The sequence below is a fragment of the Marinobacterium sp. NO-S09 genome, assembly GCF_059179545.1.
Genome location: NZ_CP168954.1, coordinates 3,063,630 through 3,078,121, shown reverse-complemented (window position 1 = coordinate 3,078,121; position 14,492 = coordinate 3,063,630). Strand labels below are relative to the sequence as shown.

At 55.7% G+C, this 14,492-nt stretch carries 9 protein-coding genes; 7 read left to right on the top strand and 2 right to left on the bottom strand.

The annotated features are described in order from the left end of the window. The first annotated feature begins 38 nt into the window (after positions 1-38). On the top strand, positions 39-1,253 hold the full coding sequence (locus O3C79_RS14205) for an NnrS family protein (RefSeq protein ID WP_494383635.1): 1,215 nt from the start codon (positions 39-41) through the stop codon (positions 1,251-1,253). A 1-nt stretch (position 1,254) separates the two neighbouring features. On the opposite strand, the gene radD is transcribed toward O3C79_RS14205, so the two are convergent. Beyond that, positions 1,255-3,030 (bottom strand): DNA repair helicase RadD, encoded by a 1,776-nt coding sequence (radD, locus tag O3C79_RS14200; RefSeq protein WP_494383634.1) that lies wholly within the window; start codon positions 3,028-3,030, stop codon positions 1,255-1,257. A gap of 236 nt (positions 3,031-3,266) precedes the next feature. Here radD and O3C79_RS14195 point away from each other — a divergent pair, with 236 nt between their 5' ends. From O3C79_RS14195 to O3C79_RS14185, 3 genes are all read left to right on the top strand, one after another. After that, entirely contained in the window at positions 3,267-3,878 is a 612-nt protein-coding gene (locus tag O3C79_RS14195; protein ID WP_494383633.1) for a sigma-70 family RNA polymerase sigma factor, read from the top strand. Beyond that, entirely contained in the window at positions 3,865-4,056 is a 192-nt protein-coding gene (locus tag O3C79_RS14190) for a zf-HC2 domain-containing protein (protein ID WP_494383632.1), read from the top strand. Before O3C79_RS14195 ends, O3C79_RS14190 begins: the two co-directional genes overlap by 14 nt. A 158-nt stretch (positions 4,057-4,214) precedes the next feature. Then, the gene (locus O3C79_RS14185) at positions 4,215-5,852 is read left to right on the top strand and encodes a BCCT family transporter (protein ID WP_494383631.1); all 1,638 of its coding nucleotides are present in this window, start codon (positions 4,215-4,217) and stop codon (positions 5,850-5,852) included. A gap of 142 nt (positions 5,853-5,994) precedes the next feature. Here O3C79_RS14185 and O3C79_RS14180 read toward each other — a convergent pair whose 3' ends face one another. Beyond that, positions 5,995-7,092, bottom strand: a complete 1,098-nt coding sequence (locus tag O3C79_RS14180; protein ID WP_494383630.1) for a tRNA-queuosine alpha-mannosyltransferase domain-containing protein — start codon at positions 7,090-7,092, stop codon at positions 5,995-5,997. Between the two features lie 111 nt (positions 7,093-7,203). On the opposite strand from O3C79_RS14180, the gene O3C79_RS14175 reads away from it, so the two are divergent. The 3 genes from O3C79_RS14175 to O3C79_RS14165 all read left to right on the top strand — a co-directional run bounded on the left by O3C79_RS14175 (position 7,204) and on the right by O3C79_RS14165 (position 14,348). After that, entirely contained in the window at positions 7,204-7,902 is a 699-nt protein-coding gene (locus O3C79_RS14175; protein ID WP_494383629.1) for an SDR family oxidoreductase, read from the top strand. Positions 7,903-7,962: 60 nt separating this feature from the next. Then, positions 7,963-11,367 (top strand): EAL domain-containing protein, encoded by a 3,405-nt coding sequence (locus O3C79_RS14170; RefSeq protein WP_494383628.1) that lies wholly within the window; start codon positions 7,963-7,965, stop codon positions 11,365-11,367. A 116-nt stretch (positions 11,368-11,483) separates the two neighbouring features. Then, a complete protein-coding gene (locus O3C79_RS14165) occupies positions 11,484-14,348 on the top strand; it encodes a putative bifunctional diguanylate cyclase/phosphodiesterase (RefSeq protein WP_494383627.1) in 2,865 nt (954 codons plus the stop codon). Positions 14,349-14,492: the final 144 nt, after the last annotated feature.

Below are 14,492 nucleotides of genomic sequence, written 5' to 3'. Positions count from 1 at the left end.
TATTAATGCATATTAAATACATCTTATAGGGGCGAGCCATGGTGATCAATCTGGAACGGTTGCCTGAGAGTCGCTTTGAGTGGATTTTCAGCAACGGATTTCGGCCCATGTTCGTGCTTGTCAGCCTTCAGGCGCTGCTGACTTTGGGCGCCTGGCTGGGGTTCTGGGCTGGTTGGTTGCCAATTCCTGAGCAGATGTTGCAGCCCCTGTTGTGGCATGGCCATGAAATGCTATTCGGATTTGTCGGAGCGGCGATTGGCGGGTTTCTTTTGGCTGCCGTGGCTAACTGGACGGGACGGAAGCCTGTATCCGGGGTGCCCCTGGTTTTGTTGGCGCTATGCTGGTTGTTGGCTCGGGTAGTAGCGTTTTGGGGAGGTGGCTGGCCGCCAGCAGTCAATGCTCTGGGAGCCGTTGCCTACTGGCTGCTGTTGGCATTCCTGTTCGGGCGGGAGCTGATACTGGCCAACAACCTGCGGAACCTGAAAGTTCTGGTGATTATCGGGGCGTTTGCCCTATTGAGCCTGGCTTTTCATCTGCACTGGCTGCCGGGACTGGATGTGCTGCACCTGTCACTGGTGCTTGTCCTGATATTGCTCACCCTGATTGGCGGGCGCATCACGCCGGCCTTTACCCGCAACTGGTTGAAGCGGACATCCGGGGATGAAAGCCCCATGCCTACGATGTTTGGCCCAGTGGATATCACTGCGGCCGTTTTGACACCGCTGGCCGGGGTGGTCTGGGTATATTGGCCACAGCAATGGCCGACCGCATTGTTGCTGCTTGGTGCAGGTCTGGCTCAGCTGACCAGGCTGATTCGCTGGCGGGGTTGGCTGACCCGTTCCGAGCCACTGCTTCTGGTACTCCACCTCGGTTACGGCTGGCTGGCAGTGGGTCTTTTACTGCTGGCGGGTAGCAGTGCCGGGCTCTGGCTGGCCAGTGCCGGTGTGCATGCGCTGACGGTCGGGGCCATGGGCGGGATGATTATGGCGGTGGCAGCACGCGCGTCCTTGGGTCATACCGGTCGGGAACTCAAGGCCGGTCCACTGTTGACGCTGGCGTTTCTAACCTTGCACCTGGCGGCACTGGTAAGGGTTGGGGCAGCAGTTGTGCCGGCAGCCATGATGCCGCTGATTGTAATATCCGGCTTGCTATGGCTGTTTGCATTCGGGTGTTTCGCCTGGCGCTATCTGCCGATTTTGCTGGGGCCTTCTGTCAGTTTCAGTGAGCGTCTGAAAACACAAAGGAAAAACTGACTCACATCTGATTGGCCTTGCGGTACGCGCCCTGGTAATCAAACAGGCGCTCACGCACTTGCCAATAGCCGCCCAGGCGGCCTTTCTTGCCTGCTTGCCGGGCAATAACAAAGTCCGGCGAGGGCAACAGTGCTTCGGCATTCACGGCTTCCTGCGCGGTTTTGAACTGACGAGGCGACTCGCCGTTGCCGCAGCGACGACCAAAGAGCTTGTTGAACAAGGCGCGCTGGGCGGGTCGGTCCAGGTGGAAGCGCTCTCGCAGCTCTTCACCCTGTTCTTCGTGGTACGTCAGCGTCAGGCACTCACCTGAGGCGCTGACGCTGATGCCGGCACAACGGATCACTCGCGCATCCTTGAGCTGGAGTGCTCGCTTAAGCAGGTCGTCCGGGTCAATAATCGCTTCGTTACAGGTTTGGCAGTAACGTGCGGCAATATCATTCTCCGCGCCGCAGTGAGGGCACTCCTTGAAGCGAAAACGGTAGTCACACTGCTGTGGTTTTTCCCCCTCCATTTCCAGCAGGCCCTGACAGCGGCGGCCGAAGTGTTCGATCACCTGGCCGTTGTCATCGGTTTTGCCCCAGAAAATATTGGCAAAACCACAGCCGGGGCAGAATACCTGGACCGGCTCGGAATCGGCAGAGGGCTTGGGTGTGCCTACTTCGGGGTGGTGCAGGTTAAAGCCGTTGCCGGCATAGTCGATGACCAGGCAGTTCTCCTTGCCTTCGCTCAGACGCAGGCCGCGCCCGACAATTTGCTGGTAGAGACTGACTGAAGCAGTGGGCCTCAGAATGGCAATCAGATCCACGTGCGGGGCATCAAACCCGGTGGTGAGTACCGCCACGTTCACCAGAAACTTGAGTTCGCGGGCCTTGAACCGGTTGATCAGCTGCTCACGCTCATCCCCCGGTGTCTCGCCAGTAATGACGGCTGTTTGCCCGGGGGGCAGGTAGCTGCCGATCTCGTGGGCATGTTCGACCGTAGCTGCGAACACCATGACACCCTGTCGGTTTTGCGACAGTTCTTCGATCTGCTCGCAGATGGCGCGGGTGACGCGAGGGTGCTTGGCCAGCAGGCTGTTCAGCTCACGCTCCGGGTAGTGGCCACTGTCAGATGGTGTGAGCGAAGAAAAATCATAATGGGCGATAGCGGCATCAACCACTTCAGGTGGTGTCAGGTAGCCGTTGCGGATCATATGGCTCAGAGGCAGTTCGAAGATGCACTGGTCGAACACGCGGGGGTCTTCGCTGCGCACAAAACCGCGGTAATGGCTGCGATAGATCCAGCCGTAGCCGAGGCGGTAAGGAGTTGCCGTTAACCCCAGTACCTTGAGTCCGGGGGTGTGCTCGCGCAGGTGCGCAATAACCTGCTGATACTGGCTGTTTTCATCCTCGCTGACACGGTGGCACTCATCGATGATCAGCAGCGAGAATTGATCGGCAAAGTGTGTCAGGTTGCGTGAAATGGATTGTACGCTGGCAAAGGTCACCTGATGGCCGAACTCCTTACGGCCAAGCCCGGCAGAAAATATACCGGCTTCCAGTCCCAGTGCCGCGTATTTGGCGTGGTTCTGTTCCACCAGTTCGCGGACGTGGGTGATCACCAGAATACGGCGTCGTGCCAGCCGTGCCAGTTCAGCGATGACCAGGCTTTTGCCGGCGCCGGTTGGCAGCACAATGACGGCGGGGTCATCACTGGCGCGAAAGTGCTTCAAAGTGGCGGTAACCGCATCCTGCTGATAGTCACGCAATGTGAAAGCTGGCGGTCTTTGCGCTGGCATGCCGGAATCCTGATACTCAAACAAGGCGGCATCTTAAAAGGTGTGCGTGAAGGGGGCAAACCCTGTAAGGATTTTGCAGTTACTGCGACAGACAGTAACAGGGTTCTGGAGCCATGCCTCGGACTCTTGCCGCAAGGCCCGCTGTTGCAGGCATAGAGGGCAAGAGTTGGTACACTTGAGTGAAACGTCAGGCTGTTGTTGCCTGTTATCGAGAGTAAATGGCTGGAGGCAGGAGAGTGGGGAAGGGGTCCGAACCTGTAAGTGAGTCACAGACAGAAGAGGTCCAGCGCCGGCTGACCGAGGTGCGTCCACGTTTACTGGCGTTTGCCCGTCTGCAATTGGGCGATCAGGCGCAAGCGGAAGACCTGGTGCAGGAATCTCTGGTTGCCGCCTGGGAAGGGTTGGACCGGTTTACCGGCTCGGCACAACTGGAAACCTGGGTATTTGGCATTCTCAAGCATAAGTTGATCGATGAGATTCGCCATCGCAGCCGTGAGCAAACCACCGGTTTTGATCCGGATGACATGCCCGAGGTGGATGGTTTGTTCAACCCGCGCGCGCACTGGCTGCCAGCGGCACGGCCCAAGGCCTGGAGCGAGCCCGAGCAGGCCTGTATGCAGGATGGTTTCTGGCAGGTGTTCGATTTTTGCGTGTTGCACCTGCCGGAAAGCACGGCGCGGGTATTCTCCATGCGTGAGCTGATGGGGCTTGAGACCAGTGAAATCTGTGACGCGCTGGCGATTAGCGAGCAGAACTGCTGGGTCATTCTGCATCGTGCACGTCTGAAGCTTAGAGCCTGCCTGGAAAACGGCTGGTTCAGTAAGGAGGATAACAATGCAGTCCTGTAAGCGCGCCACTGAACTGATGTCACAACAGTTGGATAGAGAGCTTTCGGCCAGCGAGAAAATGAGCCTGCGCATGCATCTGTTCATGTGCCGGCATTGCCGCAAGTGCAACACCCAGTTCAAGGTGTTGCACGACCTGGCATCAGCCCGTTCCCGGGATGGTAAAGATGATGAGTGTTAGCGAATATCGGATGACGGGATCACTCATCTGGTCAACAGGATTTTCGCCGGTCGCCATTATTAGCAGGCATTAGTGCTGTCCTCTTTTATCCGTGCCCAGGTTTTGTATGATGGTTGCCAGACAGCAACAGCCAATACACGGGACACAAGGAGGATTCCATGCTGAAGCAGGCTGAATCGGGCTTTTTCAAAGGCATGAACACGGGGATGAGCTGTATCGCCATTGTGATGCTGGCAGCGGCACTTGTCACCGGCAGCCTTTATACCGATGCAACCTCTGCAGCATTGGACCATACCCGTGAATGGCTGACGCCGTTTCTTGAATGGTACTATGTGCTGTTGGTGGGCTTTCTGCTTTTCCTGATGATCTGGCTGGGCATGGGACGCTACAAGAACGTGCGTCTGGGTGCGGATGATGAAGTGCCCGAATTCACCTTTTTCTCCTGGGTTAGCATGCTGTTTGCAGCCGGCACAGGGGTGGGTATCATTTTCTGGTCGGTCGCGCAGCCGATTTTGCAGTTTCAAGACAACCCTTTTGTCGAGTTCGGCAGCGCCGATGCAGACGCGGCCATCATCGCCATGCGCCTTTCATTCTTCCATTGGGGCATTAACGGCTGGGCCATTTTCTCCTTTGTTGGCCTGGTACTGGCCTATTTCAGCTTCCGCCAGCAGCAACCACTGACTATCCGCTTTGCCCTGCGTCCGCTGCTGGGTGACCGTGTGTATGGCCCCCTGGGCCACCTGGTCGACCTGCTGGCCGTGTTCGGCACGGTGTTCGGCATTGCTACCACACTGGGGCTGGGGGTCCAGCAGATGAACGCCGGGCTCGAGCGCGTGTTCGGCATTGCCGCGTCCGCCCAACTGCAATTAATCGTCATTGGCACCATCATGCTGATCGCTACCCTATCCGTCATTTCAGGCGTTTCAAGGGGTGTGCGCCTGCTGTCGGAAGTCAACTTCTGGCTCAGTATTGCGGCGGTCCTGTTCATGCTATTGCTGGGCCCCACTCAATATCTGGTCGCTATCACCGTTGAGGCCACTGGCGACTATATCCAGAACCTGCTGCGCATGAGCTTCCATACCAATGCGACCCATCGTGGCGAGTGGCAGGCCACCTGGACCGTATTCTTCTGGGGCTGGTGGCTGGCCTGGAGTCCCTTTGTCGGCATGTTCATCGCGCGCATCTCCCGTGGCCGCACCTTTCGTGAATTCGTGATGGGGGTCCTGCTGGTACCCACGCTGATTACCATCGTGTGGATCGGTCTGTTCGGCGGCACAGCCCTATACCAGGAGCTGTTCCAGAACGGCGGTGTCATCGAAGCTGTCTACCGTGATATTTCATCGGCCCTGTTCGTGACTATCGAGGGTATGTCACTGGGACAGATGACCCCGGTCGTGTCGACGCTGCTGATCGTGCTGATCGGCACCTATCTGATCACGTCCGCCAACGCTGGCACCTTGGTGATTACCACGATTCTGTCCGGCGGTGATACAGATACTCCACCGACGCACCGTATACTCTGGGGAGTTCTATTGGCCCTGCTGACCGCAGTGTTGCTTCTTGCCGGGGGGCTGGAGACCTTGCAGGCGGCCGTTATTACCGCCGCACTTCCTTTCTCAATTGTGGTGTTGGGCATGATCGCCGGGCTGATGAAGGGATTGCGCTCGGAGCGCTATGCAGCCCGTCCGGGCGATATCAAATTGTCGCCTGCCGAGCCCTGGGCTGTGGCGGAGGATGTCCTCGATGGAGACAGTGAAACGACCACTCCTCGGGCGCAGGATTCAGCGCGCCTCTAGGGCCAATAGCAGGGGGCAGCACGGGGGGCAGGTCGGACCTCCGGTCCTTACAAGGGTGTTCTCATCTGGTTCAACTGTTGAAACGGAGTAACCACTTGACGAATATTACCCCCTTTACCGAGAGTGTGGATCTGAATATTTTCTAACCATCGGGTTGTCTGATGCTCTTGCTGAGTGCTTTGGCATATTGGGGGCGCAGTGCGTCCCAGCTCAGGTGCTCAATATTTGGGCAAGGTAGTGACTGGCCTGCCTGTTTCAATGCCTCAAGTTGCTGAAGCTTGTGCATCAGGCTCGAAGCTTCATCCTGTTCCTGGTATCGATACTCTGCCGCGAAAAGCTCCCGGTAGGCCAGACGGTCAGGTACTACAGGCGTACAGCCTGCTGCCACACCTTCCAGTACGGCGATACCCTGGAAATCGTGCAGGGCCGTGGACAGCACTGCATCGCTGCCTTGTAGCAGGGCTCGGTACTCCTGTACGGACTCAATATGTCCCCAGCGACCCAACTTCTGGTGCTGTTCAAGCAGTTGCTTTATGTCCTCGAAAACCTTTGGAGTATGGCGGAACTGTTGACCAACCAGGTGCAGTTTGAAATCCAGATTGTTCGACAGCATTTGTTCCACGGCAGCCTTGAGAAGCTCCGGACCTTTGTCGTATTCCCAACGATGGTTCCACACCAGCTGCAAAGGACCTGTTGAAGGTTTGGAGGGGCAAAATACCTCTGCAGGCAAGGGGACAGGAATGACCTCTGTCTTTTGCTCGATTAACGCCACCAGGTTGGGCGGCACCTGGTCTGGCAGCTTATGTAGCAGTTGGCGGGCACCCTCAAGCAGAGTCCGGCGATTGAATGTCGAGTTGAACACCACCCGGTCGGCGGCCAGGGCGTTATAGAGATTCAGAACCCGTGGCTCTACGCTTTTAACAGCATGATCCGACTCCGGGTAGGCAAACTGGTTTTCGTGGAAATACACCAGCGTTGGGGTATTTGCCAGGGCTGGCACCAAACCCTTGAGCCCGGTCAGGTCCACCATGGAGGTCGCAACGATAAGATCATAGGGCTGCTCCAGCGTTGCACGCTCGTTGAATGCCCAGCTTAGGCTGTTGCCTCGGATGCGCCAGGCAAAGTAACGAGGCGGCAGGCTGAGAACGGTCCACTGGTGTTCAGGAAAGGCTTGTACCAGCCCCTGACGCCAGTAACGATGGCTCATTGCGTCGTAGGCCGAGAGCAACAGGATGCGCATGCAGAAGTCTCTGTGTCGGGTGGGTGAGGGATTGTGCCAGAAGCGGATGCCACTTGTCAGAAGGGTAATCCACTGCTTGACTAAGACTGTATCTATGGAGGAGGGCTGTTGATGTCTGGAACAGTGCTGATTACCGGCTGTGGCCGTGGTTTGGGTCTTGAGTTTGCCTACCAGTACGCCCGGGATGGTTGGCATGTGCATGCCTGTTGTCGTGACCTGGCTCACGCTGAAGACTTGCTGGCACTTGAGGCACGTTTTCCTGAACAGGTCGACCTGCATACGCTGGACGTCACCAAAGATGGTCAGATAAAAGCGCTTGACCGTGTCTTGGGGGATACCACGCTGGATGTGCTGATTAACAATGCAGGGTATTACGGACCCAAGGGCGTTACCTTTGGCAACCTGGAGCGAGAGCTTTGGCGTCAGGTTCTGGAAACCAACACCCTCAGCCCTTTGATGCTGGCGCAAGCCCTGTACCCACGTGTTGCCGCCAGCAAGCATAAGACGATCGCTTTCTTGAGCAGTAAGGTGGGTAGCATTACCGATAATGGCTCGGGTGGCGGTTACTATTATCGCAGTTCCAAGACGGCGCTGAATCAGGCGGTGAAAAGTCTGTCGATCGACCTGGAGGGTGCCGGCATCAACGTGGTGGCATTGCATCCGGGTTGGGTGCAAACTGACATGGGTGGGCCCAATGCGTTGATTACAGTTGAAGAAAGCGTCAGTGGTATGAGGGAGGTGCTGGCCGATTTGCAGCCTGCCCAAAGTGGTAATTTTCTTGATTATCAAGGAGCAGAAATTCCCTGGTAATCCGCCTTGAACGCGACAGGACAAGTGGTGTCCCCCCTGAGTGCAAAGTGAAGGAGTACAGTGCGCCAGCGCCCGTATAAATTGCTTGAGTATGTCGCCTTGTACGTGGCCTTTGGTCTGCTCTGGATTCACGGATCAGATTCACTGGTTGTCTATCTGACCGGAAGTAATGCTGATCTGTTCGCGACTATCAGCCGAATCAAGGGCAGCCTGTTTATTGTCGTGACGGCGTTGTTTTTCTATTTTGCGCTGTTGCGGATAAGCAAAGCAGGTCAGGCAAGTTCGGAAACCGGTCGTTTTGACCTTCCCATTTTGCTGTCAGGATTATTGCTGGTCCTTTCAGCACCATTGCTCGGCGGCCCCTTCAGTCATTTTCTTGCTGACAAACTGTTAGTTCCTCATTGGGTTGGACTCCTTCTGGCAGGTGTTGTAGCTGCAGGGATCGTTTTATTTCTGCTGGCGGTCTACCGGCAAAAGCTCGCATCCCGTTTCGATGAGCACCTGAGTCAGGAGGTATCTCGACGCGAAGACTTGATGATGCACTTCTTTGAGCTGCCGTTTGTGGGCATGGCGTTGGCAGACCCCAACACCGGCCGCTGGATTCGAGTCAACGAGCAATTGCTGCACATGCTGGGGTATAGCGCCGATCAGCTGTATGCCCTTAGCTGGCAGGAACTGACCCATCCGGATGACCTTGCCGATGATGAAGGCATTTTTGCACAGCTCATGAACGGCGAAATCGATAGCTACCAGCTGGAAAAGCGCTTTATGAGTGCCTCGGGGGATGCAATTCCTGTTCGAATATCGGTGCGGCTGATCAATTCCCGCGAGGGTGTTCCCGAGTTTATTATCGGCATGGTGCAGGATTTGACGCAGGAGCATCATCAGCAGCGTTTGCTACGTCGTGAGACCAGCCTGTACAACATGCTGTCACAGATTAATCAGTTGATACTGTACAGCCGTTCTGAGCAGGAGGTGCTCCAGTCCGCCTGTGATATAGCGGTCACGCTGGATTCGCTTACGTTTGCCTGGGTAGGTAGCTGTAATGAACAGCGTCATCTGCAAACAGTTCTGGCGCATGCCGGCAAAAGTAATGTTGATCAGGGATTTGATGACCTGTTCGCTCTCTTTCAGCGTCACCCTGGCCGGGGGCTCAGCGAGAAGGCGCTGGTCGAAGAGCGAACGGTAGTTGAGAACGATAGCCTGAACAGCCCTGATTATGCGCCCTGGCTGGATTTCACCAAGCGTTTTCAGTGCCGGTCAGCTATTGCGCTGCCGATTCGAAAAAATGGCAGGATTTTCGCCAATCTAACGCTTTATTCCGGCGAAACGGCGTTCTTTGGTGAGCGCTTGGTGCAAACTCTGGAAGAAATGGTCAGTGATATCGGGTTTGCACTGGATTCCATTCAGCGTGACAAAGCGCTGGAAGTGGCCAACCAGGTGATCAACTCCAGTCCCTTTGTTCTTGTGCGTTGGGATAATGCGCCAGGCTGGCCGATCAGGTTCGTCTCCGACAATATCCGTCGCTGGGGTGTCAATCCTGAGGACATTCTTCACGATAGTAATGTGTTTGAAGAGTTGATACACCCTGAAGATCGCGAACGTATCGCCGCCGAAGTGGCAAACCACCTTGAGCATGGCGCGCTTGAGTACTCGCAACTGTATCGTATGGTTCTGCCTGACCAGCAGGTCCATTGGGTAGATGATCATACCCATATCATCACCAACGAAGAGGGTGATGTAGTGGGGTTTGAAGGTGTGCTGGTTGATGTGACCGAGCGGCAGATGCAAGAGAGCCGCCTGCGTCAGGCGGCGGCTGTGGTGAACAGCACCCGAGAAGGGGTGATTATCACGGACGAGCATCAGAGAATTGTTCAGGTGAACCCCGCTTTCACGGAAATGTTCGACTGGACTGAGGATGATCTTCTGAATCAGACGCCCAGCGTGCTCAGGTCGGGCCTGCATGCACCGAGTTTCTATGCTGAAATTATGCGCACGATCGAGGTTGAAGGGCATTGGCAGGGCGAAATTATTTCGAGACGCAAAGGTGGGGATTCGTTTCCGGCGCTTTTGAGTATCAGCCTGGTAAAAGACAGCCAGGGTGATATCACCCACTATGTCGGCGTCTACACAGACCTGACACGGCTGAAGAAAAACGAGTCGCAGATCGAGTTTCTGAGTAACTATGACAGTCTCACCGAGTTGCCCAACCGCCACTTGCTGTTCAGCCGCTTGGGAAACTGCATTCAGTATAACCGTCGACACAAGCGCCGCTCTGCACTGTTGATGGCTGACCTGGACAACTTCAAGGATATTAATGACAGCCTGGGCCACCTGGAAGGAGATAAGCTGTTGGTGCAGGTGGTTCAGCGTTTCAAGACACGAATCAGGGAAGAGGACAGCCTGTTCCGGCTTGGCGGCGATGAATTTGCCGTGCTGCTTGAGGATGTTGGTGCCAGTGAGCAGGCTGCGGCGGTGGCCGATGATTTGATGCGTCAGCTGGATACGGGGTTTGTACTGGGGGATGGCGTTGAAGTCAGAAGCAGTGTGAGTATTGGCATCAGCATGGTTGATGGCAGCGCTGACAGTCCGGCAGAGGTTCTGCAACAGGCTGATGCGGCCCTGTTCAAGGCCAAGGAGCAGCGTGGCAGCCTGAGTTTCTTCAGCGACGATCTGACCAGCAGTGCCCGGCGCCGACTCGATATGGAGCGCCGTCTTCGCTACGCCCTTGAGCATGGCGAGCTGAGCCTCTATTACCAGCCACAGTGGGATATTGAAACCGGTGCCATGACCGGGTTGGAGGCCCTGATTCGTTGGCAGGATCCGGAAGAAGGACTCATTTCGCCTGCGGACTTCATACCCGTCGCAGAACAGAGCAATTTGATCGGCAGTATTGGCCGCTGGGTTGTGCTTGAGGCCTGCCGCCAGTTGGCCGACTGGCGTGGACGGGGGATTATGACGCCGCGTGTTGCCATCAACGTATCGGCCCAGCAGCTGCTCTACCATGACCTGGTCGAGATTGTTGCGGGTGCTCTGGATGAAACCGGTATACCTCCGAGGCTATTGGAGGTTGAGTTGACCGAGGGCGTGCTCATGTCGGCGGCGGTTAGCCCGGAGAAAATGTTGCATGAGCTGCGGCAACTGGGTGTACGCATGGCCATTGATGACTTTGGCACCGGCTACTCATCACTGGCTTACCTCAAGCGCTTCCCCATCGATGTTCTTAAAATCGACAAGTCCTTCACTGATGATCTGCTCACCAGTCGTGAGGCCAGTGCGGTGGTCGAAACCATTATTGTACTGGGCCATAAACTGGGCCTGACAGTGCTGGCTGAAGGGGTCGAGACCCGTGATCAGCTAGAGGAGCTTGAGCGCCTTGGATGTCATCAATTCCAGGGGTATTTGCGCAGTAAGCCCCTGCCAGTCAATAAACTTGAAGATTTTTTGATCTCGAACAAGTGTTGATTTGCGACAAAAGTAGTACGAACGGTCGCTATCGTGTCGAGTAAGTGTGGTGTGTTAGCGTCAATTTGTGTAGCATCGGATAACCGAGCCGAATTTGGTGGCATCCGAGTATTAATGTGACCCTGTCCGTAGCCCATGGTGCGACCTTGCGCACCCTGATATTGAATCTGCTTCTGGCCCTTGGCTATGCTGCGCTGGGCGTTGCCTTGCTAAACACAGGGCTGCATGAGCAAATCGTTCCCCTTTGGCTTCCGGCCGGGTTGGGGTTGGCAGCTGTGCTGAAAGGCGGTTTGCGTTATTTGCCCGGCGTTGGCCTGGGCAGTCTAACGGCCAATGTTCTCATCCCCGCGCTATCCACGACTCCCGAACTTCCTCATGTAATAACAGCCGCCCTGATTGCATCGGGTGCCGTGTTGCAGACGGCGCTGGCTGCTCATCTGATCAACCGCTTTGAAGTTAATCCATTGGCACCAAAGCGTGAGCGTTGGATGCTGCTTTACCTGCTCTACGGCGGTCTGCTGACATGCACAATCAATGCGACCGTGGGCACACTGTCCGTCACCTTTATCAATGACTCCAGCGGCAGCCTGGGCCTGTTGCTCGACTGGCTTAGCTGGTGGCTTGGAGACAGCTTCGGAGTGATTCTGGGAACGCCGCTGTTTCTGTCGTTGTTCTCCCTTGCCAACAGGAAGCAGGGCAGAGGCGCACGACTGCTGCCCTTGAGACTGAGCGGCATCCTGCTGGCAGCTTTGGTCGTCAACCAGATCTATCTGGTGCACCTGTCAGGCTTGTTGCAAACCAGCTTTCGACAGGATGCGCAGCTGATAGAAGCGCGTATCCAGTCGTTGGTGCAAAAGAATCTTGGTGCGCTGATGCAGCTGGGTCAGGAGCTGACCAAAACCACTGACCTGACCCCTCAACAGTTTGCCAAGCTGGTCAGGCCGGCGCTTGAGAATAGCCCGGGGTTGCGCGCCTATTCCTGGGATCCACTGGTAAAAGGTGAAGACCGCGCTGCATTTGAGCGGGAAACGGCACAACTATTGGAAATGCCGGAGTACGCCATCTACGGTGGCCCGATACAGCAGCAGGATATGCTGATTCCGGTACAGTTCGTTGAGCCCCTGCGTGCCAACCGGACGGCATTGGGCTTCAATCTATACTCTCGGGAAGACAGGCGCCGCTGGGTACATCTGGCGCAAGCTCAGGGGCAAGCGGTTGCCACCGGTATTCTTAACCTGACTCAGGCGCCGGATGAGCCCGGACTGCTGTTATTGCAGCCGGTGTATCGTTTTGTTGGCGGCAATGATTTGCTGGCCAGTAGCCGCGAGCTCAAGGGCTTTATTGTCGGCGTCTTTACAGTATCCCAGTTGCTGGAAGCCGCGATGCAGCACTCCGGTGTGCAAAACGTTTACCTCCGGGCGTCTGAACCCGGCGCGGCACCTTTTTTCCAGTCGCAGAAAGCAGGCATCAATTTGCCCAACATGGATCTGAATGCCGACTTCAGCATCCAGTTGGCTCAGCAAACCTGGGAGCTTGAAGCTTTTGCGGGTGCCGACTATCTGGCCGCACATCCCATCAGTCAGGCCATGTACCTGCAAGTGCTGCTGGTCGGTATCAGCTGTTTGGGAGCGTTGCTGGTGCTGTCCATGCACACGCGTGAGCAGTTGCTGGAGGCACGGGTGCGGCAGAAAACCCAGGAACTGTCCTGGCAGGCCCGCCATGATGATCTGACGCGCCTGCAGAATCGAAAGGGGCTGCATGAATCTCTGGTAAACAGAGTGGAGGATGCCAGTCCGTTTGGCCTGCTGTTTCTGGATCTGGATCGTTTCAAGCTGATAAACGACTCTCTGGGGCATCAGGTCGGTGATCATTTGTTGCAGCGGCTGTCAGCCGTTTTTCTGCAGAGTATTGGGCCGAAATCTGAAATATACCGCATGGGCGGTGATGAGTTTATTTTGCTGGTTCCGGGGGATGCAGAAGCGGCAACGGCAGAGGCCGAAACCTTGCTGGAGATAGCGGCGCGCACCTATGCGGTGGATGAACATCGCCTTCAGCTGACTGCCAGTATCGGTATCAGCCTGTTTCCGAGTCATGGCCATGATCTTGAAAGCCTCATCCAGCATGCGGATACGGCCATGTATCGCGCCAAATCGCTGGGGAAAAATCGCTATGAGCTGTATAGCGAAGAACTGACCACGGATGCACGTTATCACCTGGAAGTGGAGCAGGACTTGCGGCAGGCGCTGAAGTCGAACCAGTTTGTACTGCACTATCAGCCGCAGTTCAATCTGGAAGATGAACAGCTCTGTGGTTATGAGGCGCTGGTGCGTTGGCAGCACCCAGAGCTTGGCCTTCTGGGACCGGACAAGTTCATCCCGGTTGCGGAAGAAACCCAGCTGATCGTGCCGTTGGGCTGGCAGATTATCGATAGCGTGTGCCGCCGAGTAGAACGCTGGCTGCGCGACGGCATTGATGTGCCCATGGTCGCAATCAATATCTCGCCGCAGCAACTGCTGCAGGCAGACTTCATCCAGCGCCTCAACGGGGTGGTGGATCAGTATGGTCTGCCGCGACACTTGCTGGAGCTGGAGATAACCGAGTCGATGATTCTGAAAGACCCGGATTTTGTCATTCAGCAGTTACAGCGGTTGCGTTTGTCCGGCTACCATCTGGCATTGGATGATTTTGGCACAGGCTACTCTTCGCTGGACAGAATCAAATATCTTCCTCTGCACCGAATCAAGATCGACAAGAGCTTCACCCGTGATATTGGCCGTAATCCGAAGGATGAAGCGGTTATCATCAGTGCTATTGCCCTGGGGCGCAGCCTTGGTGTTGAAGTATTGGCTGAAGGTGTGGAAACCGCCGCCCAATGTGATTTTTTGCGCCAACACCAGTGTAACTCGGCGCAGGGGTACCTTTTTGGCAAGCCGGTACCGCCGGAAGTTATCTCCCAGGGTGCCTTTAAAAAGCTTGGCTGATCTGCCGAGTATCTCCTTTATATCCCTGTATTTAAAGCGGAAATAGCCAGTTTTCTGGTTCATAGTGATCATCATTTAGTTGATGTTATGTTATAACAAATGTATCGTTATTGTTACGTTGTAACATTAAAGGTGTAATCGCAT

Coding starts and splice junctions, on each gene's coding strand:
- O3C79_RS14205 (WP_494383635.1), top strand. CDS start 39: ATGGTGATCAATCTGGAACGGTTGCCTGAGAGTCGCTTTGAGTGGATT.
- radD (WP_494383634.1), bottom strand. CDS start 3,030: ATGCCAGCGCAAAGACCGCCAGCTTTCACATTGCGTGACTATCAGCAG.
- O3C79_RS14190 (WP_494383632.1), top strand. CDS start 3,865: ATGCAGTCCTGTAAGCGCGCCACTGAACTGATGTCACAACAGTTGGAT.
- O3C79_RS14185 (WP_494383631.1), top strand. CDS start 4,215: ATGCTGAAGCAGGCTGAATCGGGCTTTTTCAAAGGCATGAACACGGGG.
- O3C79_RS14180 (WP_494383630.1), bottom strand. CDS start 7,092: ATGCGCATCCTGTTGCTCTCGGCCTACGACGCAATGAGCCATCGTTAC.
- O3C79_RS14175 (WP_494383629.1), top strand. CDS start 7,204: ATGTCTGGAACAGTGCTGATTACCGGCTGTGGCCGTGGTTTGGGTCTT.